This is a genomic window from Nostoc piscinale CENA21 (assembly GCF_001298445.1).
In the GTDB taxonomy this organism is placed as follows: domain Bacteria; phylum Cyanobacteriota; class Cyanobacteriia; order Cyanobacteriales; family Nostocaceae; genus Nostoc_B; species Nostoc_B piscinale_A.
In genome coordinates this window covers 511,286-531,662 of record NZ_CP012036.1, presented here as the reverse complement: position 1 = coordinate 531,662, position 20,377 = coordinate 511,286, and the positions used below count along the sequence as shown (strand labels likewise).

Here is a 20,377-nt window from a genome sequence, read left to right as displayed (position 1 = left end):
CCTTTGCGCCTTTGCGCGAAACAAAAATCATGACTATACAACTCACCACACAGACACAAGCCATCCGCACCTACATCAAACAAACCTGGAAAACCCTCACCCGTTCCCATCAACACTTACTAGAATCAGCCCAAGACACCAAACTAGAACACCCACCCAATACCCCGTGGCTAGTTTACATATCTCCCCAAGAAGACTGTAATACAGTCAAGTCTGTGTTAGAGCGATCGCTATCTGCAACCGAAATGCAGCAAATAGAAATTCGTACCTTACCCAACGAAGTTGCAGATATTCAAGAACACGGCTTGTTATATCTCCCCGGCGCTTATGTTGTCCCTGGTGGACGTTTTAACGAGATGTATGGCTGGGACAGCTATTTTATTTTGCTGGGCTTACTGCGGGATGAAGAATGGGAATTAGCTCAAAGTCAAGTTGATCAATTACTTTATCAAGTCCAGCATTACGGCACTATTCTCAATGCCAACCGTACCTATATGCTGACGCGATCGCAACCCCCTGTCTTAAGTTTGATGGTGCTGGCGTTGTTTCAACATACCCAAGATCAAGCATGGTTAAAATCAACTTTGCCCTTATTAGAACAATTTTATTACTACTGGGTAGTACCGCCACATCTCAACCCCGCCACAGGCTTATCTCGATATTTTGCTTTAGGAGAAGGGCCAGCCCCCGAAGTTTTATTTTCGGAACTGGACGAAGCCGGACGCAGCCACTACGAACGTGTCAAGGAATATTATCAAAAATTTGAGATTGATGATTATGATGTGAGTTTGTATTATGACCGCGAAAAAGACGAACTCACAGACTTATTTTACAAAGGTGATCGCTCTATGCGAGAGTCTGGTTTTGATATTAGCAACCGCTTTGGCCCTTTCAGCGTTGATATCATCCACTATGCGCCTGTTTGTTTAAACTGTTTGCTGTATCAAATGGAGCAAGACTTGGCGCAGATTCACGATATTTTAGGTAATCCAGAACTCAGACAACAATGGAGCGATCGCGCCAGTCTCCGCTGTGAACGTATCAATCAATACCTATGGGATGAAGAAACAGGACTTTACCTAGACTATAATTTCCATAGTGGCGATCGTCGTCATTATGAATTTGCTACCACCTTCTATCCTCTCTGGACAGGACTTGCTTCACCTACACAAGCCGCAAGAATCGCCCAGAATCTACCGATATTCGCCGCACCAGGGGGAATTTTTACCAGCTCTCGCGTCACAGGAAATCAATGGGACGCGCCTTTTGGCTGGTCTCCCCTCACATTAATTGCTGTCTTGGGACTTCGCCGCTATGGATATCATACCGAAGCCAAGGAGATTGCGGATAAATTCCTTGCTATGGCGATGCAAGAATTTACCAGATTTGGTTTCTTCGTCGAAAAATATGACGTTGAGCGTTGTTCTGCTCAAGTTTCCGATGAAATTTGCTTTGGTTACAGTTCTAACGAAATAGGTTTCGGTTGGACTAATGGCGTAATTTTAGAACTTTTAGCTTTGGGTTACGGGGAGGGTGTAATGGCTTCGCTGTGAGTTTCGACAAGACTATTTAAAAAGCACAAATCTGAGGTAAAAAGTGGGACTTTTACCTCTTGCCTTCTGCCTCCTTCATCAAGATGATGGTGGAATCAAGCTGGCTGTTTTAGCGGCGCTATCCCACACTATCCAAGCGCAAGAATTATCTACATCATCTGCATTGTTGGTAACTTTAAAATAGATTTTATCTCCGCCTTTAGGTTCGATGGCAAAATCAGCATTTTGAGCATAAACAACTTTGAAACCTCTATCACGCAAGCAATACATTGCCCAAGCTTTGAGTGATTGCTTGTATGGTTCGTGGGGAATGGGTGGTTTTGTGAGTGCTGCTTCGATGACTTGAAATATCTGCATTGTTATATGAGAAGGAATTATTGAGATACTGAATTAGTAATTAGCACTCGGTACTTTTAGTTCAGGTTGAGGATCGCAACGAATTTCAATCATAAATCCGTCAGGGTCATAAAAGTACACGCCTTTACCTGTAGGACGAGTAACTGGGCCATGTGCGATCGCTACTTTATTCTCCTCTAAAACAGCTAGGGCTGTCTCAAATAATCGCGGATCAATATCAAACGCCAGATGATACGCTCTGGTAAAACTCTGTTCTGGGTCTGGATGAGGTGGATTGAGATCAGGTGTCCAAAATAAATCTAAAATTACACCATCAGGAGTCACAAAGTTGGCAACTTTCCCTTCAGCCACCAGTTCCACCAATGTTGCGGGGACTTGCTTACCCGTCAATTCATGTAAGCCTAAAATCTTACCGTAAAAGTGACGCGAAGCTTGCATATCTTTGACATTGAGAGCAATGTGATGCACTTTCCGCAAATGTCCAGGAGCAAGGATACTTTTCATACGACAGCTAGATAATAGGGCAGAATAAATTTCCTTACTAGGGTAGAAGTTGAACTCTTAAACAGAGTTTACTTTAAATTATTATGGATTTTGATTATTCTTTAGACTTTCAAAAAATCGATTTTCGCCAACACCCTGAATTATACCGCGTTGGTAAAGGCGAGCAGGGTGTACTTTTGGTAGAACCTTATAAATCCGAAATTCTCCCTTATTGGCGGTTCAAAACACCTGAGATTGCTAGACAGTCCAGTGAAAAAATCTATGAGATGTTTCTACATTATCTCGAACAAGATGATTTTGTGGGAGCAGATATGGCAAGAAAATTTATTCAAATGGGGTATACACGTTCTCGCCGTTATGCCAATCATAAAAGTGGCAGAAAATATAAAAAAAACTTCCACAGATGGAAGTTCAACAAAAGAAGTCTTACCATTAGAAGTAGACCCAGTAAAAGCAGAATCGGCGGCTATTTTTAAAGCCAAATGGGTAGAGGCAAAGACAAATACCAAATATCTTCAGCTTTTAGCTAGGCATAAACAAATGTATGAGGTCTGAATTAAAAAATAATTCAGAAGTCAGGAGTCAGAATCAATTAGTGGAAGATTCAAATTCACCACTAATTGAAGACCATTTTTTAGATATTGCCTTGATGTACTATTCAAAATCACGAATTATCTGCGGTATTCATCACCACAATCGCCAATTATCTTATACAAATCGCGGGATTTTTGCGAGACTTGATCAATGCGATCGCAATCTTCCTGGGCTAAACTAAAACTAAAGACTTTGGCGTTATTTTCAATATGTTCCGATACACCCAGCCTTGCACCCACAATCACACCTCCTACGGCTGGTTTATCTAAGATGTAACGCACAGCAATATTCGCAATACTGACACCATACTTATCAGCAATGTCTTTCAGCGTCACCAGCAATTCTTGAAATAATTGCCAACCACCCCAAGCATCAATCATATTTTTGTATTTGCGTAAGCTGGCTGTGGCTAAATCAAAGTTTCGGGGTTCCGGCTGACCTAAATATTTCTCTGATAAAAAACCACCGCAAACTGTCCCGTAAGTTAACAGTTTAATATTATGTTCGTGACAAAATTCTACCATTGCCACTTCTGGACGGCGGTCAACTAAAGAAAACTGCACTTGGTTAGAAACAATTTTAATTCCTGCATTGATGATAATTTGCAGGTGTTTTGTATCAAAATTTGTCAAAGCTAAGTGCTTAATTTTGCCCTCAGTTTGCAATTCTGCCATAAATCTCAAGGCATCTAAATAGTTTTTATCATTATATTCCCACCAATGAAATTGGATTAAATCTAAAGATTCAACCTGCATTCTCCGCAAGGAAATATTAATATTTTCCTCAACTATTTTTTTCGTAATTTTCCGTGGACGAGGAACCCATTTTGTGAAAGCTTGTAAGTTGGCTAAAGCTTCTTTCCCTCTAGTTGCAATTAGTTGATGGCGAAATTCTCCAATAAAATCTTCAGCCGGGCCATAATGGTCGGCTAAATCCCAGGTAGTAAAACCTGCATCCATATATTGGAACATAGCTTGTATTGCCGCTTGTGGTTGAATATGTCCATGTGCGCCAGATACTTGCCACATTCCATTTAATATCCGACAAATGTTTAAATCAGGAGTTAGTTGCAGACGACTTTCTGTAGGTAGTAGCACCATATAGTTAAATTGATAATTATCTAACGCCAATCTTTAGCTGCTTGGTCTAGAACATAAGCCGCAACATCATGAATTTCTTGTTCACTCAGGCGGTCTTTGTAAGCAGACATATTACTTTTGCCATTGGTGACAATGGATGTAATTGCCTCTATGGAATCCATATTATATTTCTTGAGTGCCTGCTTTTTTTAAATTTTTTTCCGCGTCTGATAATATTACTACCGTTAATATGACAGCCAGCACAATGCACGCTAAATATTTGTGCGCCGTTAGCTGTGTCGCTGGCATTTGCTGGCAAGGTAAAAGTGGTAGTAAATAACAAGAGAATTAAACATAATAGCTGCATCATTTTAAGCAAGTTTATTCTCATTATCTTAATTTGTGCTTTGGCGGTAATCATTTTTTGAGAGTAACTTTTATTTCAGATTTTATCTTCTCATAATTATGTGCATAGCGATACCTGACATTTGCTATGTCAATAAAACCACGGAGGCAGACTGATATTTTATCATTTTCTATCTAAAGGAAGTGTCTATTGCCAATAGAATACGTCAGAATTTAGATGTCAGAGACGACTAAACTAAATAAATTTATCCAAATTAGCTAAATAACAAGAGTTGAAAATGGTTAAAAATATCAAAGAACAAATTCAAACTGACTTGAGACAAGCTAAAGAAACTGGTCAGTTACGAACTGAGCGAGTACGAGAAATTGTCAAATCAGCAGTTTCACAAGTCGCGGCTGAGTTGAAAGAAGGCTCAACTGAATTGCGGGGACTAGTTAAAGATGCGGTCGCGGCTGTGATTGAAACTCTGCAAGAAAGAGGAACTGAAATTAAAGAAGAAGTGACAGCTTCTATTGAAGGTGCTTTGGAAGGTGTGAATCACAAAAGACACGAAACTATCATTCAAACTCAGTCAGAACTGCAAAGATTACAGGCACAATTAGATAGTGAAGAAGAAAAACTTCAGCAAGATGTAGATGTAATATTGGCAGAGATTGAGGAAACAGGTAAACAAAATACGGCTGATACCAAAAATGTGATTGACTCGGCTGTAAACGCTGTCAAAAATAGTGATGAAGTGTCGTTACTAAGAAAACGTTACGCTCAATTGCAAGCACAATTAGCCATTGTCCGTGCAAATTTAGCCGCACGTTATGGCGGCCGTTCAGAAGAAATTCAAAATTATCTCAATGATGCCAAAACTTGGTATAACCAGGCTCGTCCCCAAGCGGAAGTTTTAGCGACACAGGTATCACAGAAGCGATCGCAGTTAGAAGATAAACTAGGCGAAGCTGGTACAGCCATCGCTAAAAAAGAACTCCAAATCAAACAAACCTTACGCGAGTTACTTCTAGCAACCGCCGATTTGTTTAAAGACAAGGAACCAGCAGATAAAAACTAGATACCAACATCATCAGAACCCCGATTTCTTCAAGAAGTCGGGGTTTTGAGTAAGTGCGATTTAGTTAACAACGTACTCATACAACAGCTATCTTCCGCTAGTCATAGCTATAACAGCATTAACTATTAGCTTAAGTAACTGTAGCTCTCTAAATGTTAAGAAAAGCATAATAAAAAGGGTAGACTTGCATAATCTACCCTTAATTGATTGTCCTTATTTAGATAGGTTGTTCGATGGAAAGATGTAAATTATCTTGCCTAATTTAGTAAGTTCCACTGTTCAATGCTTCTTCTCTCTTAGCAACTACCCACAGTGCATGAATACTGCCAGGAAGCCAACCAAGCAAGGTCAACAGAATATTAATTACCAAAGTCGGGCCAACACCAACTGTCAGAAAAACGCCCAAAGGAGGCACTACAAGAGCAAGTAAAAAGCGCAATAGTTTCATGGGTTTGTTGTTACTGTTTCAAATTGATTAACTCACATTGTCCAGAATTAACTTTATGACAAACTCTGTCTCAAGAATTATGTTAATTCTGCATAATTTTTGCAGCCGATAATATTTCTACTATTGCTGAGGATTACCTTGGGGTAATTCACCTGTTTTGGAAGTGTTGCCTGTTAAAGACAAGTTTCTTTCAGCAAAGTAGTTACCAATGAAGGTATTAGCTAAAGATAAAACAACTGGGCCGAGAATAAACGCGAGAATTCCATGTGCGCTAAACCCAGGTACTAAAAATGCTGCTAATGTGAAACAAATACCGTTCACAACCAGCGAAAATGCTCCGAAGGTTAACAGGTTTAATGGTAAAGATAGGGTAGAAAGCACTGGCTTGACCGAACTATTGAGTAAGCCAATGACAACAGCCGCAATTAACGCCGAAGGAAAGTTAGCAATATTAACACCAGGCACAACTAAATCAACAATTAGTAAGCTGAGTGCTGTAGCTAGAGTTATAAGAAATGTTCCCAACATTTTTTTTACCTAAAAAGTCAGTGATAGTTTGTTTGAATGTCTTGCTACTATCATTAACAATCTGGCAAACTTCAACCTCTCTTATAAGATAGATTCTGCTTCTACCAGTTGACTGAATTTCGGGAAAAATTTCATAAATTACGAGAAAATTGGCTCTAGCCTCTAATCTTTATTTTTACCACCAGTTATTACCTTTACCCTCGCATTCACGCTTCGTTACATAATGGCGGTAGCGAAACATCGCTTCTAGTTGACTTTGCACTAGCCAACCACTAATAAATTCAACTGTATCTCCCCCTGGCATAGAGTAGGAAATTGCATCTGTTAGCTTGGTTTTGCCATCTTCGGACTGAAATTCATGGCGATGTATCCAAGTTTCAAAGGGGCCAGATATTTGTTCATCTACAAATAGGTGATATGGTTCGCATTGGGTGTGACGCGCTAACCAAGTTAAAGGTACTAACCCCAGAAACAAACGAAACTCTGTAATAGCACCTATTTGCAGTCCTCCTTCCCGCCGGACTACTTGGACTGGTTGCCAAGGCGGAGTTAGCATTTGTAGGATATCTGGTCTTTCATGAAATTGCCAAACTAATTCTATTGGCGCATTAATTACAGATGAATGGTTGAAGTGCAGCATGAACAGCAAAACCTAAAACTCATACCAAGAAAAAATGATGGCGATAGATGGTATTGATACACTCAAGGGATACACAGCGATTCTAAATTTAGAATAGTATCAGCCTTCGTCGTATTCAGTATCAATTTCGATATCTAAGGTGTCTTCGTCAACCCGGATATACAAAATATTGGGGTTACAGCAAACTTGACAATCTTCAACATAAGATTGCTGTCCCCCCGCACTCAAGTCAATAAAGGTTAAGTTTGGTTCGCCGCAAAAGGCGCAGTAATACTCAGCAGTGGTTTGCATTCAAATTTTAACTACGAATTTAAAGGTTGTAGTTCTTTAGAGGCTGAACGGAAATGACTGGTCGCCTCATCCAAGTGCTTTAGTAGTGTAGACTGCGGTAGCGGCCCTTGCAAGTGGCTCCAAGGCAAGACCTGAGATGTTGACCAGTTAGTATGGACATAAAAATCTAAGTCGGGGATTTGTCCTTTAAGTTGCTTGAAGGCGCGTTTATAACTACCCAAGGAGTCGCCAAAGTCACGGGTGAGTTCCAAAAGTTGGGATAATCTGCGATCGCCCCGCGATAACAAAGCCTGTATGATAGACCAGTTATAACTTTCTGGACGAAAATCTATCCCCTGGGGTTTGAGTTGTTTTTGTAAAAGCTGCAACCGCTTTTCTGCTTGACGATTTACGCCAAACCATTGAAATGGTGTATGAGATTTGGGGACAAAGGTACTACAGCCAAAGCTTAATCTTAGTCCAGGTGCAGCTTTTTTCATACTCCGCATCATAGCCACAGTTGCGTCTAAATCTTCCGCCTCTTCCCCAGGGATACCCACCATCCCGTAGAGTTTTAAGCCTGAGAGTCCGCCAGCTTTCGCATTTATCGCCGCTTGGATGATTTCATCATTTTGCAGCTTTTTGTTGATGATTTGCCGCAGTTTATCTGAACCACTCTCTACAGCTATGGTAAGCGATCGCGTGTCTCGTTTTGCCAAAGTTTCCGCCAACTGCACTGTTACCGTATTAGTCCGGACTGAAGCAATACTCAGCCGCACCTCATCATACTTTGGCTGACTAATATAATTCAATAACTCCTCAAATTCTGGATGTTGTGTCACAGAAGCACCCAATAATCCCAGGCGGTTTGTAACTGCTAAACCTCTCTCAATCGCAGGAATTAATGAGCTTTCCAAACTAGCAGTTCTAAATGGTAGTGTCAGATAACTTGCCAAACAAAAGCGGCACATTTCCGGACAACTTCTTACCACCTCCACCATGTAAATATTTTCCCAAGCAGCTTTTTCTGTAACTACTGTGGAAGCTGAGAGAATATTTCCGCGATAAGTTTGCTTTTGAACAATAGCCGGAACATCTGAATCAATCGGCTGAATTGATTTAATTTCACCATCCGGTGTTTGATATTCTACTTCATACAAACTCGGAATATAAATCCCTTGTACTTGTGCCAATCTTTGAAGCTGAATTTGTCTAGGAGCTTGTCTCACTTCTTTATATGCTTCAATAAAATTACCCAGCAGATTTTCCCCATCTCCTAACAAGATGATATCAAAAAAATCGGCAAAAGGTTCAGGATTAGCCGTGAGAACTGGGCCGCCACCAAAAATAAGCGGATGAGCATCATTTCGTAACTTTGCCCGAATCGGAACATCTAAAGATTCCAATAAATTTAAAATATTGACATAATCCAATTCCCAAGAAATCGAAAATCCCACAATCTCCGGTTGTCTTGGAAGTTGTTCATGAATATCAGTAAATAGCCTACTTACCTGCACATCATCGCGCATTGCTAAAGTTGCCCAAACTATCTGATAACCAAGGCTAGTAATACCCACACTGTACTCATTAGGAAAGGCAAAAATCAGGGGTATTGCATCAGTATCAGGAGTAGTAGGAGTGAATAAAAGTCGTTCAGTAGCAAATAGAGATGATGTCATGCAATTTTAGATTTTGAATTATTCCCAATTTTTATATTAAAAAACCGAAAAAAGACTCTGCGTACATTTGTGTTTACCTCCGCGAGTCTCTGCGTTGAAAACTAAATTTACAAGCCTTATCCAGTATAACCTAACAGAACCTATCAATTAATTGTTTACGCGATAATTGCAACAGCAAAGGAGTAAATTCTTCTGGAGGTAAAGCCAATAAAGGTTCAATAATTGCTTGCAGTTGATTATCTAATTCACCAAAGCGAACCTTCAGCAAATTTTCTACAACTAAGCGTTCACCTTGCTGAATTCCTCGTTCTTCACCTTCTTGTATCGCTTGTTCTCTATCTTGTTGATAAAGTGGTGCTAATCGCATAACTAACTCCCTATCTTCTTCGTCTTGATTTTGCGTAACTTGTAAATTTCGCTGCAAGTTGTACAGTAATTCTAAGGTCGCTTTGCGGAATGGGTTATCAGGAGAAAGTGCTTCTAGTTCATCAATTGCTTGTTTCTGAATGTTTCCCCTACCGATGATTCTCAACCACAAAGTTTCGGGGATAATAGGTAACTGATGAATTGCTACTATAGCTGTACGTAAGTATTCTGCCATGAAGTAAACCCCAGGCAAAAAATCAGCTTTCGGGTTAGCACCAAATCCTGATAGAAGTGATGCGGATGCTGTCGGCGTAAGAATCCATAATTTTGGTAAATCAGATTCTTGAATGCGGGTGTTATTTCGATTTGCTTGCCGTTGTAAATCGCCACGTACCTCTAATAATTTTAAAAGACAATCACAAATTTCTGTAGCCGCAGCCGGATTCCGAAATGGTTCAAATAAAGCTGGAGTTGTAGCAAATTGTCCCAATAAACCAAGAGTTTCTGAGATATTACCAGGTTGTCTGGGAATGAAATAAACGTCTATCTCTCTGACTTCGCCTGCTACTCGTCGTGCTGCTTGAACTTCGCCATAAGGGGTGAGTAATTCTTCTAAATAATCTTTAGCGAATTGGTCGTGAATGAATCTGGTCATTATTATTTATCTCACGCAGAGGCGCGGAGTCGCAGAGAGGATAAGAGTTTGAAATGGCTTTATTGGAAAGTACAAGCGATCGCTAATTCTGCGTGTCGTAGTAATGTAGCTTTATCCAAAGCATGAACAATATATTGCGGTGTTTGGGCTAACAAATTTTCAATTCTCTGTCTAGCGGCTGTCACTACCTCTTTCTTCAAGCTACCTTGACTGAGAGCATCAGCAAAATCTTTCGCCATATAATAAGTACGTTCCAAAGACGATGAATTGATATTCCGCGACAAAATAAACAAGTCACACCCAGCGTTAAAGGCGCGTGCGACAGTACCGCTTTGGGTAAACATATCGGAAATTGCTTTCATATCCAAGTCATCGGATACTACAACACCCTCAAACCCTAGTTCTTCTCGTAAAATATTTTTCAGAATTCGTTGTGAGATAGTTCCTGGCACATCTGGATCAATTTGAGGAAACAAGATGTGAGTTGTCATAATTAAGGGAATTTGTGCTGCAATCAAAGCTTTGAAAGGTATCAGTTCCCGATCGCGCAAATCTTGTACAGTTAAATTCAGCACTGGTAATTCAACGTGAGAATCGGTGCTGGTGTCTCCATGTCCCGGAAAATGCTTGGCACATCCTAAAATACCAGACTCTTGCAACCCTAGATAATATTCCAACGCATATTGGGCTGCGGTTTCTGTTGTGTTGCCAAAAGCACGCGGCCCAATTACCGGGTTGAGAGGATTAGAATAAACATCGGCCACAGGCGACCAAGAGACATTAATCCCCAGTGATTTCAACTCTCTAGCTGTGGCTTTTGCTACTTCTCTAGCCTGCGATCGCAATAGCATTGCATAAGGAAATCTCGTAATTGGTAAAGGTGTACGGACTACCCGCCCACCTTCATGATCTAAAGTCATAAACATCGAATCACGTTCCGCATATTCTCGAATTTGGTCGATGAGTTCTTTAAAGCTTTCTAACCAAATCTCATAAGGAACACCTTCTATAAAGTTTTTACCAAAAAATATGACTCCGACTGGTTTTAACTCACCCAGCGCCCGCTTATCATCATCACTCAATTTTGTGCTGGAAACCCCCAAAATTACGTGATTTCCAAATAATTCTAGCTCTCGTGAGATTGACATAATTTTTTACCTATTTTTCTAAAAAAGTTTTGTATAAAAATCTACCATTGCCACCAGAAATTATTGAACTGTTCCCTGTTCTCTGTTCCTCCGCAGTTGCTCCACTTGGGGAGACCCCAAGACCGCGCTGCTCTCTGTTTCCTTAAATTAAGAACTTTTTCCCCAAGCAACCGCACAATTACTGCCAAATGTAACGGATTGCAACGTATAATGAGAACGACAAAACCATTAAGAAATATTGAACAACAGTAGGTTTAAATGCGAGTAGCGATCGCGGGTGCTGGTCTAGCAGGACTTTCCTGCGCGAAATATCTTGTAGACGCAGGTTACACCCCCATTGTCTTAGAGCGTCGGGACGTATTGGGTGGCCTAGTAGCGGCATGGAAAGACTCTGACGGCGACTGGTACGAAACCGGGTTACACGCCTTCTTTGGGGCATACCCCAATATGCTGCAATTGCTCAAGGAATTAGGCATTGAAGACCGCCTTCAGTGGAAAGAACATACACTAATTTTTAATCAACCAGAAAAGCCTGGAACACTCTCACGGTTTGATGTTCCCGATATTCCATCTCCGTTTAACATCATTGCCTCGATTCTGCGTAACAACGATATGTTGACTTGGGAGCAGAAGATTAGGTTTGCTATTGGCCTGCTGCCAGCCATTGTCCGTGGTCAAAATTATGTTGAAGAGATGGATAAGTACAGCTTTTCTGAATGGCTGAAAAGACAAGGTGTTGGTGAACGGGTAGCAAGTGATGTGTTTATTGCTGCTTCTAAAGCCCTTACCTTTATTAACCCTGATGAAGTTTCTTCAACAATTTTATTAACAGCCCTCAATCGCTTCTTGCAAGAGCGATACGGCTCCAAAATCGCCTTTTTAGATGGTTCGCCCACCGAAAGATTGTGTCAACCCATTGTTGATTACATTACCGAACGTGGTGGCGAAGTGCGGCTCAATGCCCCTCTCAAAGAAATTGTGCTGAAATCTGATGGCACAGTCAAAGAATTTTTGCTGCGTGGGTTAAATGGCGAACCTGATGAAGTGGTGACGGCAGACTTTTACGTATCAGCGATGTCAGTTGATCCGTTAAAAGTCATGCTACCCGAACCTTGGAAGCAAATGGAATTCTTTCAAAAGCTAGAAGGCTTAGAAGGCGTACCAGTAGTTAATCTCCATCTATGGTTTGATCGGAAATTAACAGACATTGATCACCTACTTTTCTCGCGATCGCCCCTCCTCAGCGTTTATGCTGATATGAGCAACACTTGTCGAGAATATGCTAACCCTGATCGTTCAATGCTGGAATTAGTTCTCGCTCCGGCAAAAGATTGGGTCAGCAAATCTGACGAGGAAATTGTTGCTGCAACTATGACTGAGTTGGAAAAACTCTTCCCCGACCACTTTGGGAAAGAAAATCCAGCCAAACTGCTGAAATCCCATGTAGTGAAAACGCCGCGTTCAGTTTACAAAGCGACTCCTGGTCGTCAACAGTACCGTCCGCCCCAAAAAACGCCCATCGCCAATTTCTTTCTGAGTGGGAGTTACACCATGCAACGCTACTTAGGCAGTATGGAAGGGGCCGTACTTTCTGGTAAGCTAACAGCGCAGGCGATTTGTGAATCGCTGCCAGAGGCCAGTGCCTCAAACTTACAAACGCTAACCCGACCGCCTGCAACGAATGCTGCAACTGCCTGATTCCCCCCCGCGCATGAAAACGCTGGTCTCTGTAGACGAGTCATATAAACTTTGTCGGCAACTTACAGCCAAGTATGCCAAAACCTTTTACCTTGGTACTTTGCTGATGAGTCCGGCAAAGCGCCAAGCTGTTTGGGCAATTTACGCTTGGTGTCGCCGTACAGACGAATTAGTAGATGGGCCTGCATCTGCCATCACCACGCCAGAAACCCTAGACCTATGGGAGCAGCAATTAGAATCGATTTTTGCAGGACACCCACAGGAAAATTACGATGTCGCTTTGGTGGATAGTTTACAAAAGTTTCCCCTCGACATTCAGCCCTTTCGGGATATGATTGCTGGCCAGCGTATGGACTTATACCGCAGCCGCTACGAAACATTTGAGGAATTGTACCTCTACTGTTATCGTGTGGCAGGGACTGTGGGGTTGATGTCAACAGCCATTATGGGTGTAGATACTGAAGCTAATACAGCACCTTGGAATCAGAAAAAACCACAGTATATACCTACAGAAGAAGCGATCGCCCTCGGCATTGCCAATCAACTCACCAACATTCTGCGGGATGTGGGCGAAGATACTCGACGCGGACGCATATACATACCCCTAGAAGACTTAGCGCGATTTAACTACACCGAGCTAGAATTCTTTCAAGGTGTAGTAGATGACCGTTGGCGTGCCTTAATGCAATTTCAAATTGACCGGGCGAGGCAATTCTATACCAAAGCCGAAGAAGGTATTAGCCATTTATCACCTGATGCCCGTTGGCCAGTGTGGGCAGCTTCTATGCTCTATGGACAGATTTTAGATGCAATTGAACGCAATGATTATGATGTGTTCAGCCAACGGGCTTATGTGCCGCAATTGAAAAAATTCCGCACCTTACCCTTGGCTTGGATGCGATCGCAAGTACTATAACTAGTTGGCGTGAGTATTTCTCGTTAAGGTAAGGCAGAAGGCAGAAGGCAGGAGGCAGAAGTGAAGAGGCTTTTAGCCTAGCTAATTGTTATTCGCTTAGTTTGGTTTCTTTCAGCCCTTCCATTCAATGGTTAATAGTTGCTCTCATAACTATTGACTATATAGCTATATTCACATAGATTAGGAAATTTTAAGAGCTTAAATATTAGGAACAGTAATGTTTTACCTCCTGCCTCCTGCCTCATAAAAATTGTTTGACTTTACCAAAAAATCTGCTATCATAAATATTCGTGACCCTGGAGAGGTGGCTGAGTGGTCGAAAGCGGCAGATTGCTAATCTGTTGTACGGCAGGCAACTCCGTACCGAGGGTTCGAATCCCTCCCTCTCCGTTTTCGGCAGTAAACTGCACTTAGTACTGCGAAGTATTAAACAAATATTAATATTAATGTCAGAGCTAACACAGACACTCCTCATGGTGGATGTTATTATTTAACATTTGGAGTCTGTTAAGATTGAGCTATCTGAAACATAGTTTTGAATCTGACTTTCAGGCTCCCGCATTTCAGAGGAGTGAAAGTAAATTATGCCAAGAATTACTACTGCCCTAGCCTTGAGTGTAGCTACCATAGCCATAGGCTTTTTGATGGCAGCTTGTGATAATGCCAACAATAGCACTACTACTACCAGCCCATCTGCTAACTCAACTACCACCAGCAGTACTGACGGATTAAAAATTGGTACTCTATTACCTACAACTGGTGACTTAGCTTCCATCGGACAGCAGATGGTAGGTTCTGTACCATTGCTAGTTGATACCGTTAACGCCTGTGGTGGAGTCAATGGTAAAAACGTCTCACTCGTACAAGTAGATGACCAAACCGACCCCAAAGCAGGTGCGGCTGGTATGACCAAACTGGCAACACTAGATAAAGTAGCAGGTGTAGTTGGTTCCTTTGCGAGTAGTGTTTCCACAGCAGCAGTTTCCGTTGCTGTACCTAATAAAGTCATGCTGATATCTCCTGGTAGCACCAGTCCCGTATTTACGGAGAAAGCGAAAAAAGGCGAATTTAAAGGCTTTTGGGCGCGGACTGCACCCCCCGATACTTATCAAGCATTAGCATTAGCTCAGTTAGCTAATAAAAAAGGTTTTAAACGTGTTTCCACAGTTGTAATTAACAACGATTACGGTGTGGGTTTTGAAAAAGCTTTTGTCGAAACTTTTGAAAAATTAGGCGGCACAGTAGTTAATAAAAATAACCCAGTTCGTTATGACCCCAAAGCCCAAACCTTTGATACTGAAGCGGCGGCGGCATTTGCAGGTAAGCCAGATGCAGTAGTTGCCGTACTCTACGCTGAAACAGGTAGTTTACTTTTGAAAGCAGCTTATCAACAAGGTTTGATGAAAGGCGTACAAGTTCTGCTTACCGATGGCGTGAAATCACCTACCTTCCCTGAACAAGTAGGTAAAGGTAGTGATAGCAAATTTATCTTAACCGGGGCATTAGGGACAGTACCGGGTTCTGATGGTAAAGCCTTAGAAGCCTTTAACAAGTTGTGGAAAGAGAAAAAAGGTGGTTCACCGGGAGAATATGCACCCCAAGCCTGGGATGCAGCTGCATTGCTAGTCTTAGCAGCACAAGCCGCTAAAGACAACACAGGTGTGGGCATTTCCAGTAAAATCCGAGAAGTTGCGGCTGGCTCTGGTACAGAAGTTACTGATGTTTGTGAAGGGTTAAAGTTACTCAAAGAAGGTAAAACGATCAATTACCAAGGCGCAAGCGGTAACGTAGATGTTGACGAAAATGGTGATGTCCTTGGTGTGTATGATGTTTGGACTGTAGGAGATGACGGCAAAATCAGCGTGATTGATAAAGTTACGCCTAAGTAAGAATGGCTTCGGAGCAGGGTGCAAGGGGGCGGAGGAGAAAGATTCTCCCCCTTGCACCCTGCCCCCTGCTAGGTCTACACAGCAATATTGCGTTGGTAAACTACTAGCCTCTATTTTCTAAAAACCGCTGAAATTATAACCAACTCCTACCAACAAACCTACATCGGTTTGATCAAAAAATCCGGCGTTGACAGATGCTGTGGCTGTAAATTGAGCGTTGAGGGGTACATCAATCCCACCAGCTACTAAGAAAGCAACTTGTGAATTATCACCCGTGTTAATAGCTGCACCAACTCCTACATAGGGAGCGATGGGTAAAGGCTCAGTAAATTCGTCTTTTTGCAGAGAAAAGTCATAGGTGACAGGAATCAAAATTGTGGTGTTGTCACCAAATATGGCTGAAGGTCTGATAGAAATGGCATTTGTAAATCCCACCTTACTCAGAACGGCGAAGTTACCATCACCTAAAGATGTCTCGCCCCCACTTAAGCCAATGTTAGCGCCAACACCAATGTAACTTCTACCGCCACGAGTCGGTCTACCAACATTCACAACATTTGATTGGGCAACTTCTGGAACACCTGGAGGTTGAGTATTGGCTTCAACAGGCTGAGGAATCAAGGCTGTGGATGAGGTGGTGACTGTTCCCGGAATCGGTGTGAGGACTGGACTCGAAGATTCCTGGGTGTAAGTACTGGGAAATTGTTGGGATAAGGTAATAGAAGAATCCGTCAACGGCTGAGGATTTGCCTTGTCTACTGTCTGGGCGTTAGCAGAAAAACTCCAACTCAAAACTGCAAAAGTAACTAACCCCGGTAATAAAACAACACCTTGACGCAGAAAAATAGTTTTCACATTCACTCCTAACAGAATATTGCCGTCAAAATCCTGAATTTTACGGTTATACTCCGCAAAATTCGGCAATGGCTAGACTTTAACTCACAAATTTATTTCCTACATCCTGAAAACGACGTAGGTAGTGGAGGCGAGATATGAAAAAATTAAGTTTTAGGAAATGGGGAGTAGGGAATGAATGGTTGGTGATTAATTCAAGGCTGCTAGAAACTTTAAAGATTGCTAATGGCTTCGGCAATTAGTTTTGAGACAAAGGGGAGAATTTCGCGGCTTTTGGCGTTGGCTTTACCTTCAGTAAACACAACTAGTAAATAAGGACGTTGTTCAGGAATTTCGATATACGCTGCATCGTGACGAACCTGACTTGTCCAACCCGCTTTTGACCAAATTTGAGAATTTTGCGGTAAACCACCACCGATAAAGCCTGTGATTTGGTCTTCTTCAACATCTTTAGGTAAATCTTCGGGGTTGGTACTGCGTTTGAGTAGATTCATCATGGCTTGCGATCGCCCACTCGAAACTGCAACCCCACCCACGATACTATGTAGTAAACGCGCGATCGCATGGGTCGTCAACATATTGCGATTATCAAACATCTCCCCATAAAAGGCGCGTTCCCGGCCATAAGGGCCATCACCCCAAGTTTTTTGACAAACATTTATTGTCTCCATTTCTTCCCAACCCAAAGACTGGTAGTAGCGGTTAACAATATGGCGTTGTTGCTTCCAAGTTTCAAAAGGCCCTGGTGGTAACTCTGGCCCGGAAGTAGTACCAGTCAAAATATCTACAACTAAACTTGTTGCATCATTACTAGAATCAATTATCATATCGCCCAAGGCTCGCTCCAATTCCTTCGAGGTTTGGATCATGCCTTTTTCTAACCATTCATTCACTGCTACCAAGTAAAATAACTTAACCACACTCGCGGGATAAATCCGTTCTACACCGCGATACGTAAAACCACGGACTGGGTGATTCCAAAAGGCATCGGGAGTTAAAGCGCCACCAGTATTTACAGGTGCTGGCGGATCATAGACAATCCAAGTCAAAGCAATTTGATTTTGGGCTAATGTCGGAAATGTTGCCCAAGTTGCTTCTAAAATGCCATTACCCAAATTTTCTAGTTGTTCGTCTTTTCTAAAGAAAACCATTGAATAATGCTCTCTAATTCAGAATCCCAAATCCTCAATTTCACCGCATCTGAATATCAGTGTCTCGCTAACCTCAACTTATATGATTCTCCTGAGTGTACGCGTTTGGCAACTCAAGCTGCTGTTGGGCGACATTTACAGGTAACATCAAATCATCAAGGGCAAGCAGTAGAGGTGTATTTATGTGAGGATGATTATCCAGGCTGGGTGGCGTTGGCAGATTTGGGTTTATTACAACCTGCTACTGTACAGTATCAAGCTACAACATGGGCGGAAACTGAAATTAAAAAATTACTTCCCCAGGTGATTGCTTTCACCCAAAAAGCTATGGAGCAATCTAATGAGTATCTTTGGGGTGGGACAGTGGGGCCAAATTATGACTGTTCCGGCTTGATGCAGGCGGCGTTTGTCTCGGTGGGAATTTGGCTACCAAGAGACGCTTATCAGCAAGAAGCTTTTGTCCAACCAGTTAAGTTAACGGAATTAGAACCAGGGGATTTAATATTTTTCGGCACACCAGAAAAAGCTACCCATGTCGGACTGTATTTAGGCGATGGTGCTTATATCCATAGTTCAGGTAAAGCACAAGGACGTAATGGTATAGGAATTGATATTCTCTCGGAACAGGGAGATGCGGTGAGTCGGTCATATTATCAGCAACTACGCGGTGCTGGCCGAGTTGTGCAAAGTTACGAACCACAGAGGCGCTGAGGACGCAGAGAGTTATGAGGAGTGGGTTGATTCCAGAGAGAATGAGTGAGGAAAATCAGGCGATTTCTGCAAATGTACCTGCGGTGTCGGTGGTGGTGCCGGTGCGTGATGAGGTAGAGAGTTTACCACATTTAATCGAGGCGATCGCATCTACTTTATCTGATAGTCAAATTAGTTATGAAATCATCTGTGTTGATGATGGTTCTACAGATGGTTCGGCAGAATTTCTCAAACAACAAGCGCAAATTCGCAGTGATTTAAAGGCGGTAATTCTGCGGCGCAATTACGGACAAACCGCAGCGATGTCTGCTGGGTTTAACTATGCGGTGGGTAAAGCCGTTGTCACTTTAGATGCTGACTTGCAAAATGATCCGGCTGATATCCCGATGTTATTAGCTAAGTTGGATGAAGGCTATGATTTAGTTAGCGGTTGGCGGCAAAAACGGCAAGATGGTGCGGTAAATCGTTTACTTCCTTCTAAAATTGCGAACTGGCTGATTCGTCGTACTACTAGCGTTTATATTCATGACTATGGCTGTTCCCTCAAAGCCTATCGCTCAGAATTGGTAGCAGATATGAATCTCTACGGCGAACTGCACCGATTTTTGCCAGCACTGGCATATATTGAAGGGGCAAGAATTACCGAAATGCCTGTACGTCACCACGCCAGACGATTTGGTCGGAGTAAGTACGGTATATCCCGGACTTTTCGCGTGTTGATGGATTTGTTAACTATTTTGTTTATGAAAAAATTCCTCACCCGCCCAATGCACGTTTTTGGGTTATTGGGTTTGAGTTCAATGGTTTTGGGTGTGGGAATAGGAATGTATTTAACTTTTCTGAAGTTAGCAATGGGTGAAATGATTGGCAATCGCCCGTTGTTGATTTTGGCGGTATTGTTATTAGTAACTGGTGTACAACTATTTTGCTTTGGTCTGTTGGCAGAGTTGCTGATGCGTACCTACCATGAATCTCAAGGGCGACCTATTTATCGAGTGCGGGAAGTAGTTGAAAATAAAAATAACCCTACTTGATTAATAGGTAATTAAAGTTAATATAGTAATCCTAAATGATTTACAAACATCTTTCTCCCTTGTCTCTGTTGTTCACATATCAAATAGGACGGCTATAGTAGGCTTTTCTTTTTACCTTTTAACTGATTATGATAGCCTCACCTAATTACATTTCACCTGAAGAATACTTACAAATGGAGGAAACAAGCTCCATTAAACACGAGTATATCGATGGCTACATTTACACAATGGCTGGAGCCAGTGATCCTCATATTACTGTTGCTCTCAATCTTGCCACACTTTTGCGAAATCATGTGCGCGGTTCTGGTTGCCGGGTTTACATTGCTGACATGAAAGCTCGAATTGAATCTTTGAATCGATATTACTATCCTGATGTCATGGTAACTGGCGATTCCAGAGACAAAGAAACACCTGTATATAAAAGATTTCCCTGTTTAATTGTTGAAGTTTTATCTGACTTGACTGAAGCATTTGACAGAGGCGATAAATTCGCTGATTATCAAGCAATAGAAAGCTTAAAAGAATATATTTTAATTAATACGAAACGTCAGCGAATTGAATGTTTTCGGTTGAATGATGATGGTTTTTGGGTTCTACAGACATACACATTCCAAGACAAAACTTTTCAACTCAAAAGTATTAATTTTGAGGCAACAATGGCGGAACTTTATGAAGATGTAGTGTTCGCATAATGCTGAATAAAATTAACGCTGCAATTATTTTCTTTATAGAAGAACTCATCTAAAAAACATGATTTGGTGTTGGGTGAAGGCACGATATGGATTTACTGTTTTGTCTTCACTATCTCTATGCGCCTTCACCCAACCTACTTGCTTCTGCTTTAATACTATCATGCTTGTATTAATGTGCTTTGA

At 41.8% G+C, this 20,377-nt stretch carries 20 protein-coding genes, 1 tRNA gene and 2 pseudogenes; 10 read left to right on the top strand and 13 right to left on the bottom strand.

Going from position 1 to position 20,377, the window contains the following annotated elements; all coding sequences use genetic code 11:
* Nucleotides 1–29: 29 nt before the first annotated feature.
* Entirely contained in the window at nt 30–1,553 is a 1,524-nt protein-coding gene (locus ACX27_RS02385; protein ID WP_062287913.1) for a trehalase family glycosidase, read from the top strand.
* A gap of 78 nt (nt 1,554–1,631) precedes the next feature.
* Here ACX27_RS02385 and ACX27_RS02380 read toward each other — a convergent pair whose 3' ends face one another.
* The gene (locus ACX27_RS02380; protein WP_062287910.1) at nt 1,632–1,910 is read right to left on the bottom strand and encodes a hypothetical protein; all 279 of its coding nucleotides are present in this window, start codon (nt 1,908–1,910) and stop codon (nt 1,632–1,634) included.
* A 33-nt stretch (nt 1,911–1,943) separates the two neighbouring features.
* Nucleotides 1,944–2,414 (bottom strand): VOC family protein, encoded by a 471-nt coding sequence (locus ACX27_RS02375; protein WP_062287907.1) that lies wholly within the window; start codon nt 2,412–2,414, stop codon nt 1,944–1,946.
* A gap of 83 nt (nt 2,415–2,497) precedes the next feature.
* Here ACX27_RS02375 and ACX27_RS02370 point away from each other — a divergent pair.
* Nucleotides 2,498–2,969, top strand: a pseudogene (locus tag ACX27_RS02370) (DUF4385 domain-containing protein).
* Nucleotides 2,970–3,085: 116 nt separating this feature from the next.
* Here ACX27_RS02370 and ACX27_RS02365 read toward each other — a convergent pair.
* Nucleotides 3,086–4,105 (bottom strand): aldo/keto reductase, encoded by a 1,020-nt coding sequence (locus tag ACX27_RS02365; RefSeq protein WP_062298087.1) that lies wholly within the window; start codon nt 4,103–4,105, stop codon nt 3,086–3,088.
* A 23-nt stretch (nt 4,106–4,128) separates the two neighbouring features.
* Nucleotides 4,129–4,457: pseudogene (petJ, locus tag ACX27_RS02360) on the bottom strand (cytochrome c6 PetJ).
* Between the two features lie 274 nt (nt 4,458–4,731).
* Here petJ and ACX27_RS02355 point away from each other — a divergent pair.
* Complete coding sequence (locus ACX27_RS02355; RefSeq protein WP_062287904.1) at nt 4,732–5,514, top strand: GumC domain-containing protein; 783 nt, start codon at nt 4,732–4,734, stop codon at nt 5,512–5,514.
* Between the two features lie 262 nt (nt 5,515–5,776).
* Here ACX27_RS02355 and ACX27_RS02350 read toward each other — a convergent pair whose 3' ends face one another.
* The 7 genes from ACX27_RS02350 to ACX27_RS02320 form a co-directional block, all read right to left on the bottom strand.
* Nucleotides 5,777–5,962, bottom strand: a complete 186-nt coding sequence (locus ACX27_RS02350; protein ID WP_062287902.1) for a YqaE/Pmp3 family membrane protein — start codon at nt 5,960–5,962, stop codon at nt 5,777–5,779.
* 120 nt (nt 5,963–6,082) lie between these two features.
* Nucleotides 6,083–6,490 (bottom strand): phage holin family protein, encoded by a 408-nt coding sequence (locus ACX27_RS02345; protein WP_062287899.1) that lies wholly within the window; start codon nt 6,488–6,490, stop codon nt 6,083–6,085.
* A gap of 175 nt (nt 6,491–6,665) precedes the next feature.
* Entirely contained in the window at nt 6,666–7,130 is a 465-nt protein-coding gene (locus tag ACX27_RS02340) for an SRPBCC family protein (protein ID WP_062287896.1), read from the bottom strand.
* Nucleotides 7,131–7,229: 99 nt separating this feature from the next.
* The gene (locus tag ACX27_RS02335) at nt 7,230–7,421 is read right to left on the bottom strand and encodes a CPXCG motif-containing cysteine-rich protein (protein WP_062287893.1); all 192 of its coding nucleotides are present in this window, start codon (nt 7,419–7,421) and stop codon (nt 7,230–7,232) included.
* Nucleotides 7,422–7,432: 11 nt separating this feature from the next.
* On the bottom strand, nt 7,433–9,079 hold the full coding sequence (locus ACX27_RS02330) for a B12-binding domain-containing radical SAM protein (protein WP_062287890.1): 1,647 nt from the start codon (nt 9,077–9,079) through the stop codon (nt 7,433–7,435).
* A gap of 130 nt (nt 9,080–9,209) precedes the next feature.
* Nucleotides 9,210–10,100 carry an RpnC/YadD family protein gene (locus ACX27_RS02325; RefSeq protein ID WP_062287888.1) on the bottom strand — a complete coding sequence of 297 codons (891 nt, stop codon included), beginning with the start codon at nt 10,098–10,100 and terminating at the stop codon, nt 9,210–9,212.
* A 59-nt stretch (nt 10,101–10,159) separates the two neighbouring features.
* Nucleotides 10,160–11,248, bottom strand: a complete 1,089-nt coding sequence (locus ACX27_RS02320) for a glycoside hydrolase family 3 N-terminal domain-containing protein (protein ID WP_062287885.1) — start codon at nt 11,246–11,248, stop codon at nt 10,160–10,162.
* A 258-nt stretch (nt 11,249–11,506) separates the two neighbouring features.
* Here ACX27_RS02320 and pds point away from each other — a divergent pair, with 258 nt between their 5' ends.
* The 4 genes from pds to ACX27_RS02300 all read left to right on the top strand — a co-directional run bounded on the left by pds (nt 11,507) and on the right by ACX27_RS02300 (nt 15,751).
* A complete protein-coding gene (pds, locus tag ACX27_RS02315; RefSeq protein WP_062287882.1) occupies nt 11,507–12,946 on the top strand; it encodes a 15-cis-phytoene desaturase in 1,440 nt (479 codons plus the stop codon).
* A complete protein-coding gene (crtB, locus tag ACX27_RS02310; protein ID WP_062287879.1) occupies nt 12,930–13,862 on the top strand; it encodes a 15-cis-phytoene synthase CrtB in 933 nt (310 codons plus the stop codon). Before pds ends, crtB begins: the two co-directional genes overlap by 17 nt.
* Before the next feature lie 298 nt (nt 13,863–14,160).
* A tRNA-Ser gene (locus tag ACX27_RS02305) sits at nt 14,161–14,252 on the top strand.
* A 194-nt stretch (nt 14,253–14,446) separates the two neighbouring features.
* Complete coding sequence (locus ACX27_RS02300) at nt 14,447–15,751, top strand: ABC transporter substrate-binding protein (RefSeq protein WP_062287876.1); 1,305 nt, start codon at nt 14,447–14,449, stop codon at nt 15,749–15,751.
* Nucleotides 15,752–15,868: 117 nt separating this feature from the next.
* Here the strand turns inward: ACX27_RS02300 and ACX27_RS02295 are convergent, their stop codons facing one another.
* Complete coding sequence (locus ACX27_RS02295; protein ID WP_062298084.1) at nt 15,869–16,606, bottom strand: hypothetical protein; 738 nt, start codon at nt 16,604–16,606, stop codon at nt 15,869–15,871.
* A 212-nt stretch (nt 16,607–16,818) separates the two neighbouring features.
* On the bottom strand, nt 16,819–17,757 hold the full coding sequence (locus ACX27_RS02290; RefSeq protein ID WP_062287873.1) for a serine hydrolase: 939 nt from the start codon (nt 17,755–17,757) through the stop codon (nt 16,819–16,821).
* Between the two features lie 6 nt (nt 17,758–17,763).
* On the opposite strand from ACX27_RS02290, the gene ACX27_RS02285 reads away from it, so the two are divergent.
* The 3 genes from ACX27_RS02285 (at nt 17,764) to ACX27_RS02275 (ending at nt 20,194) form a co-directional block, all read left to right on the top strand.
* Nucleotides 17,764–18,468, top strand: a complete 705-nt coding sequence (locus ACX27_RS02285) for a C40 family peptidase (RefSeq protein WP_062287870.1) — start codon at nt 17,764–17,766, stop codon at nt 18,466–18,468.
* 14 nt (nt 18,469–18,482) lie between these two features.
* Complete coding sequence (locus ACX27_RS02280; protein ID WP_062287867.1) at nt 18,483–19,502, top strand: glycosyltransferase family 2 protein; 1,020 nt, start codon at nt 18,483–18,485, stop codon at nt 19,500–19,502.
* Between the two features lie 128 nt (nt 19,503–19,630).
* Nucleotides 19,631–20,194, top strand: a complete 564-nt coding sequence (locus ACX27_RS02275; RefSeq protein WP_062287864.1) for a Uma2 family endonuclease — start codon at nt 19,631–19,633, stop codon at nt 20,192–20,194.
* Nucleotides 20,195–20,377: the final 183 nt, after the last annotated feature.

Bases quoted from the DNA above. Each gene is read 5' to 3' on its own strand.
- ACX27_RS02330 (WP_062287890.1), bottom strand. From the start codon at position 9,079: ATGACATCATCTCTATTTGCTACTGAACGACTTTTATTCACTCCTACT.
- ACX27_RS02325 (WP_062287888.1), bottom strand. From the start codon at position 10,100: ATGACCAGATTCATTCACGACCAATTCGCTAAAGATTATTTAGAAGAA.
- ACX27_RS02320 (WP_062287885.1), bottom strand. From the start codon at position 11,248: ATGTCAATCTCACGAGAGCTAGAATTATTTGGAAATCACGTAATTTTG.
- ACX27_RS02380 (WP_062287910.1), bottom strand. From the start codon at position 1,910: ATGCAGATATTTCAAGTCATCGAAGCAGCACTCACAAAACCACCCATT.
- crtB (WP_062287879.1), top strand. From the start codon at position 12,930: ATGCTGCAACTGCCTGATTCCCCCCCGCGCATGAAAACGCTGGTCTCT.
- ACX27_RS02355 (WP_062287904.1), top strand. From the start codon at position 4,732: ATGGTTAAAAATATCAAAGAACAAATTCAAACTGACTTGAGACAAGCT.
- pds (WP_062287882.1), top strand. From the start codon at position 11,507: ATGCGAGTAGCGATCGCGGGTGCTGGTCTAGCAGGACTTTCCTGCGCG.
- ACX27_RS02300 (WP_062287876.1), top strand. From the start codon at position 14,447: ATGCCAAGAATTACTACTGCCCTAGCCTTGAGTGTAGCTACCATAGCC.
- ACX27_RS02290 (WP_062287873.1), bottom strand. From the start codon at position 17,757: ATGGTTTTCTTTAGAAAAGACGAACAACTAGAAAATTTGGGTAATGGC.
- ACX27_RS02275 (WP_062287864.1), top strand. From the start codon at position 19,631: ATGATAGCCTCACCTAATTACATTTCACCTGAAGAATACTTACAAATG.
- ACX27_RS02280 (WP_062287867.1), top strand. From the start codon at position 18,483: ATGAGGAGTGGGTTGATTCCAGAGAGAATGAGTGAGGAAAATCAGGCG.
- ACX27_RS02375 (WP_062287907.1), bottom strand. From the start codon at position 2,414: ATGAAAAGTATCCTTGCTCCTGGACATTTGCGGAAAGTGCATCACATT.
- ACX27_RS02350 (WP_062287902.1), bottom strand. From the start codon at position 5,962: ATGAAACTATTGCGCTTTTTACTTGCTCTTGTAGTGCCTCCTTTGGGC.
- ACX27_RS02335 (WP_062287893.1), bottom strand. From the start codon at position 7,421: ATGCAAACCACTGCTGAGTATTACTGCGCCTTTTGCGGCGAACCAAAC.
- ACX27_RS02385 (WP_062287913.1), top strand. From the start codon at position 30: ATGACTATACAACTCACCACACAGACACAAGCCATCCGCACCTACATC.
- ACX27_RS02340 (WP_062287896.1), bottom strand. From the start codon at position 7,130: ATGCTGCACTTCAACCATTCATCTGTAATTAATGCGCCAATAGAATTA.
- ACX27_RS02345 (WP_062287899.1), bottom strand. From the start codon at position 6,490: ATGTTGGGAACATTTCTTATAACTCTAGCTACAGCACTCAGCTTACTA.
- ACX27_RS02285 (WP_062287870.1), top strand. From the start codon at position 17,764: ATGCTCTCTAATTCAGAATCCCAAATCCTCAATTTCACCGCATCTGAA.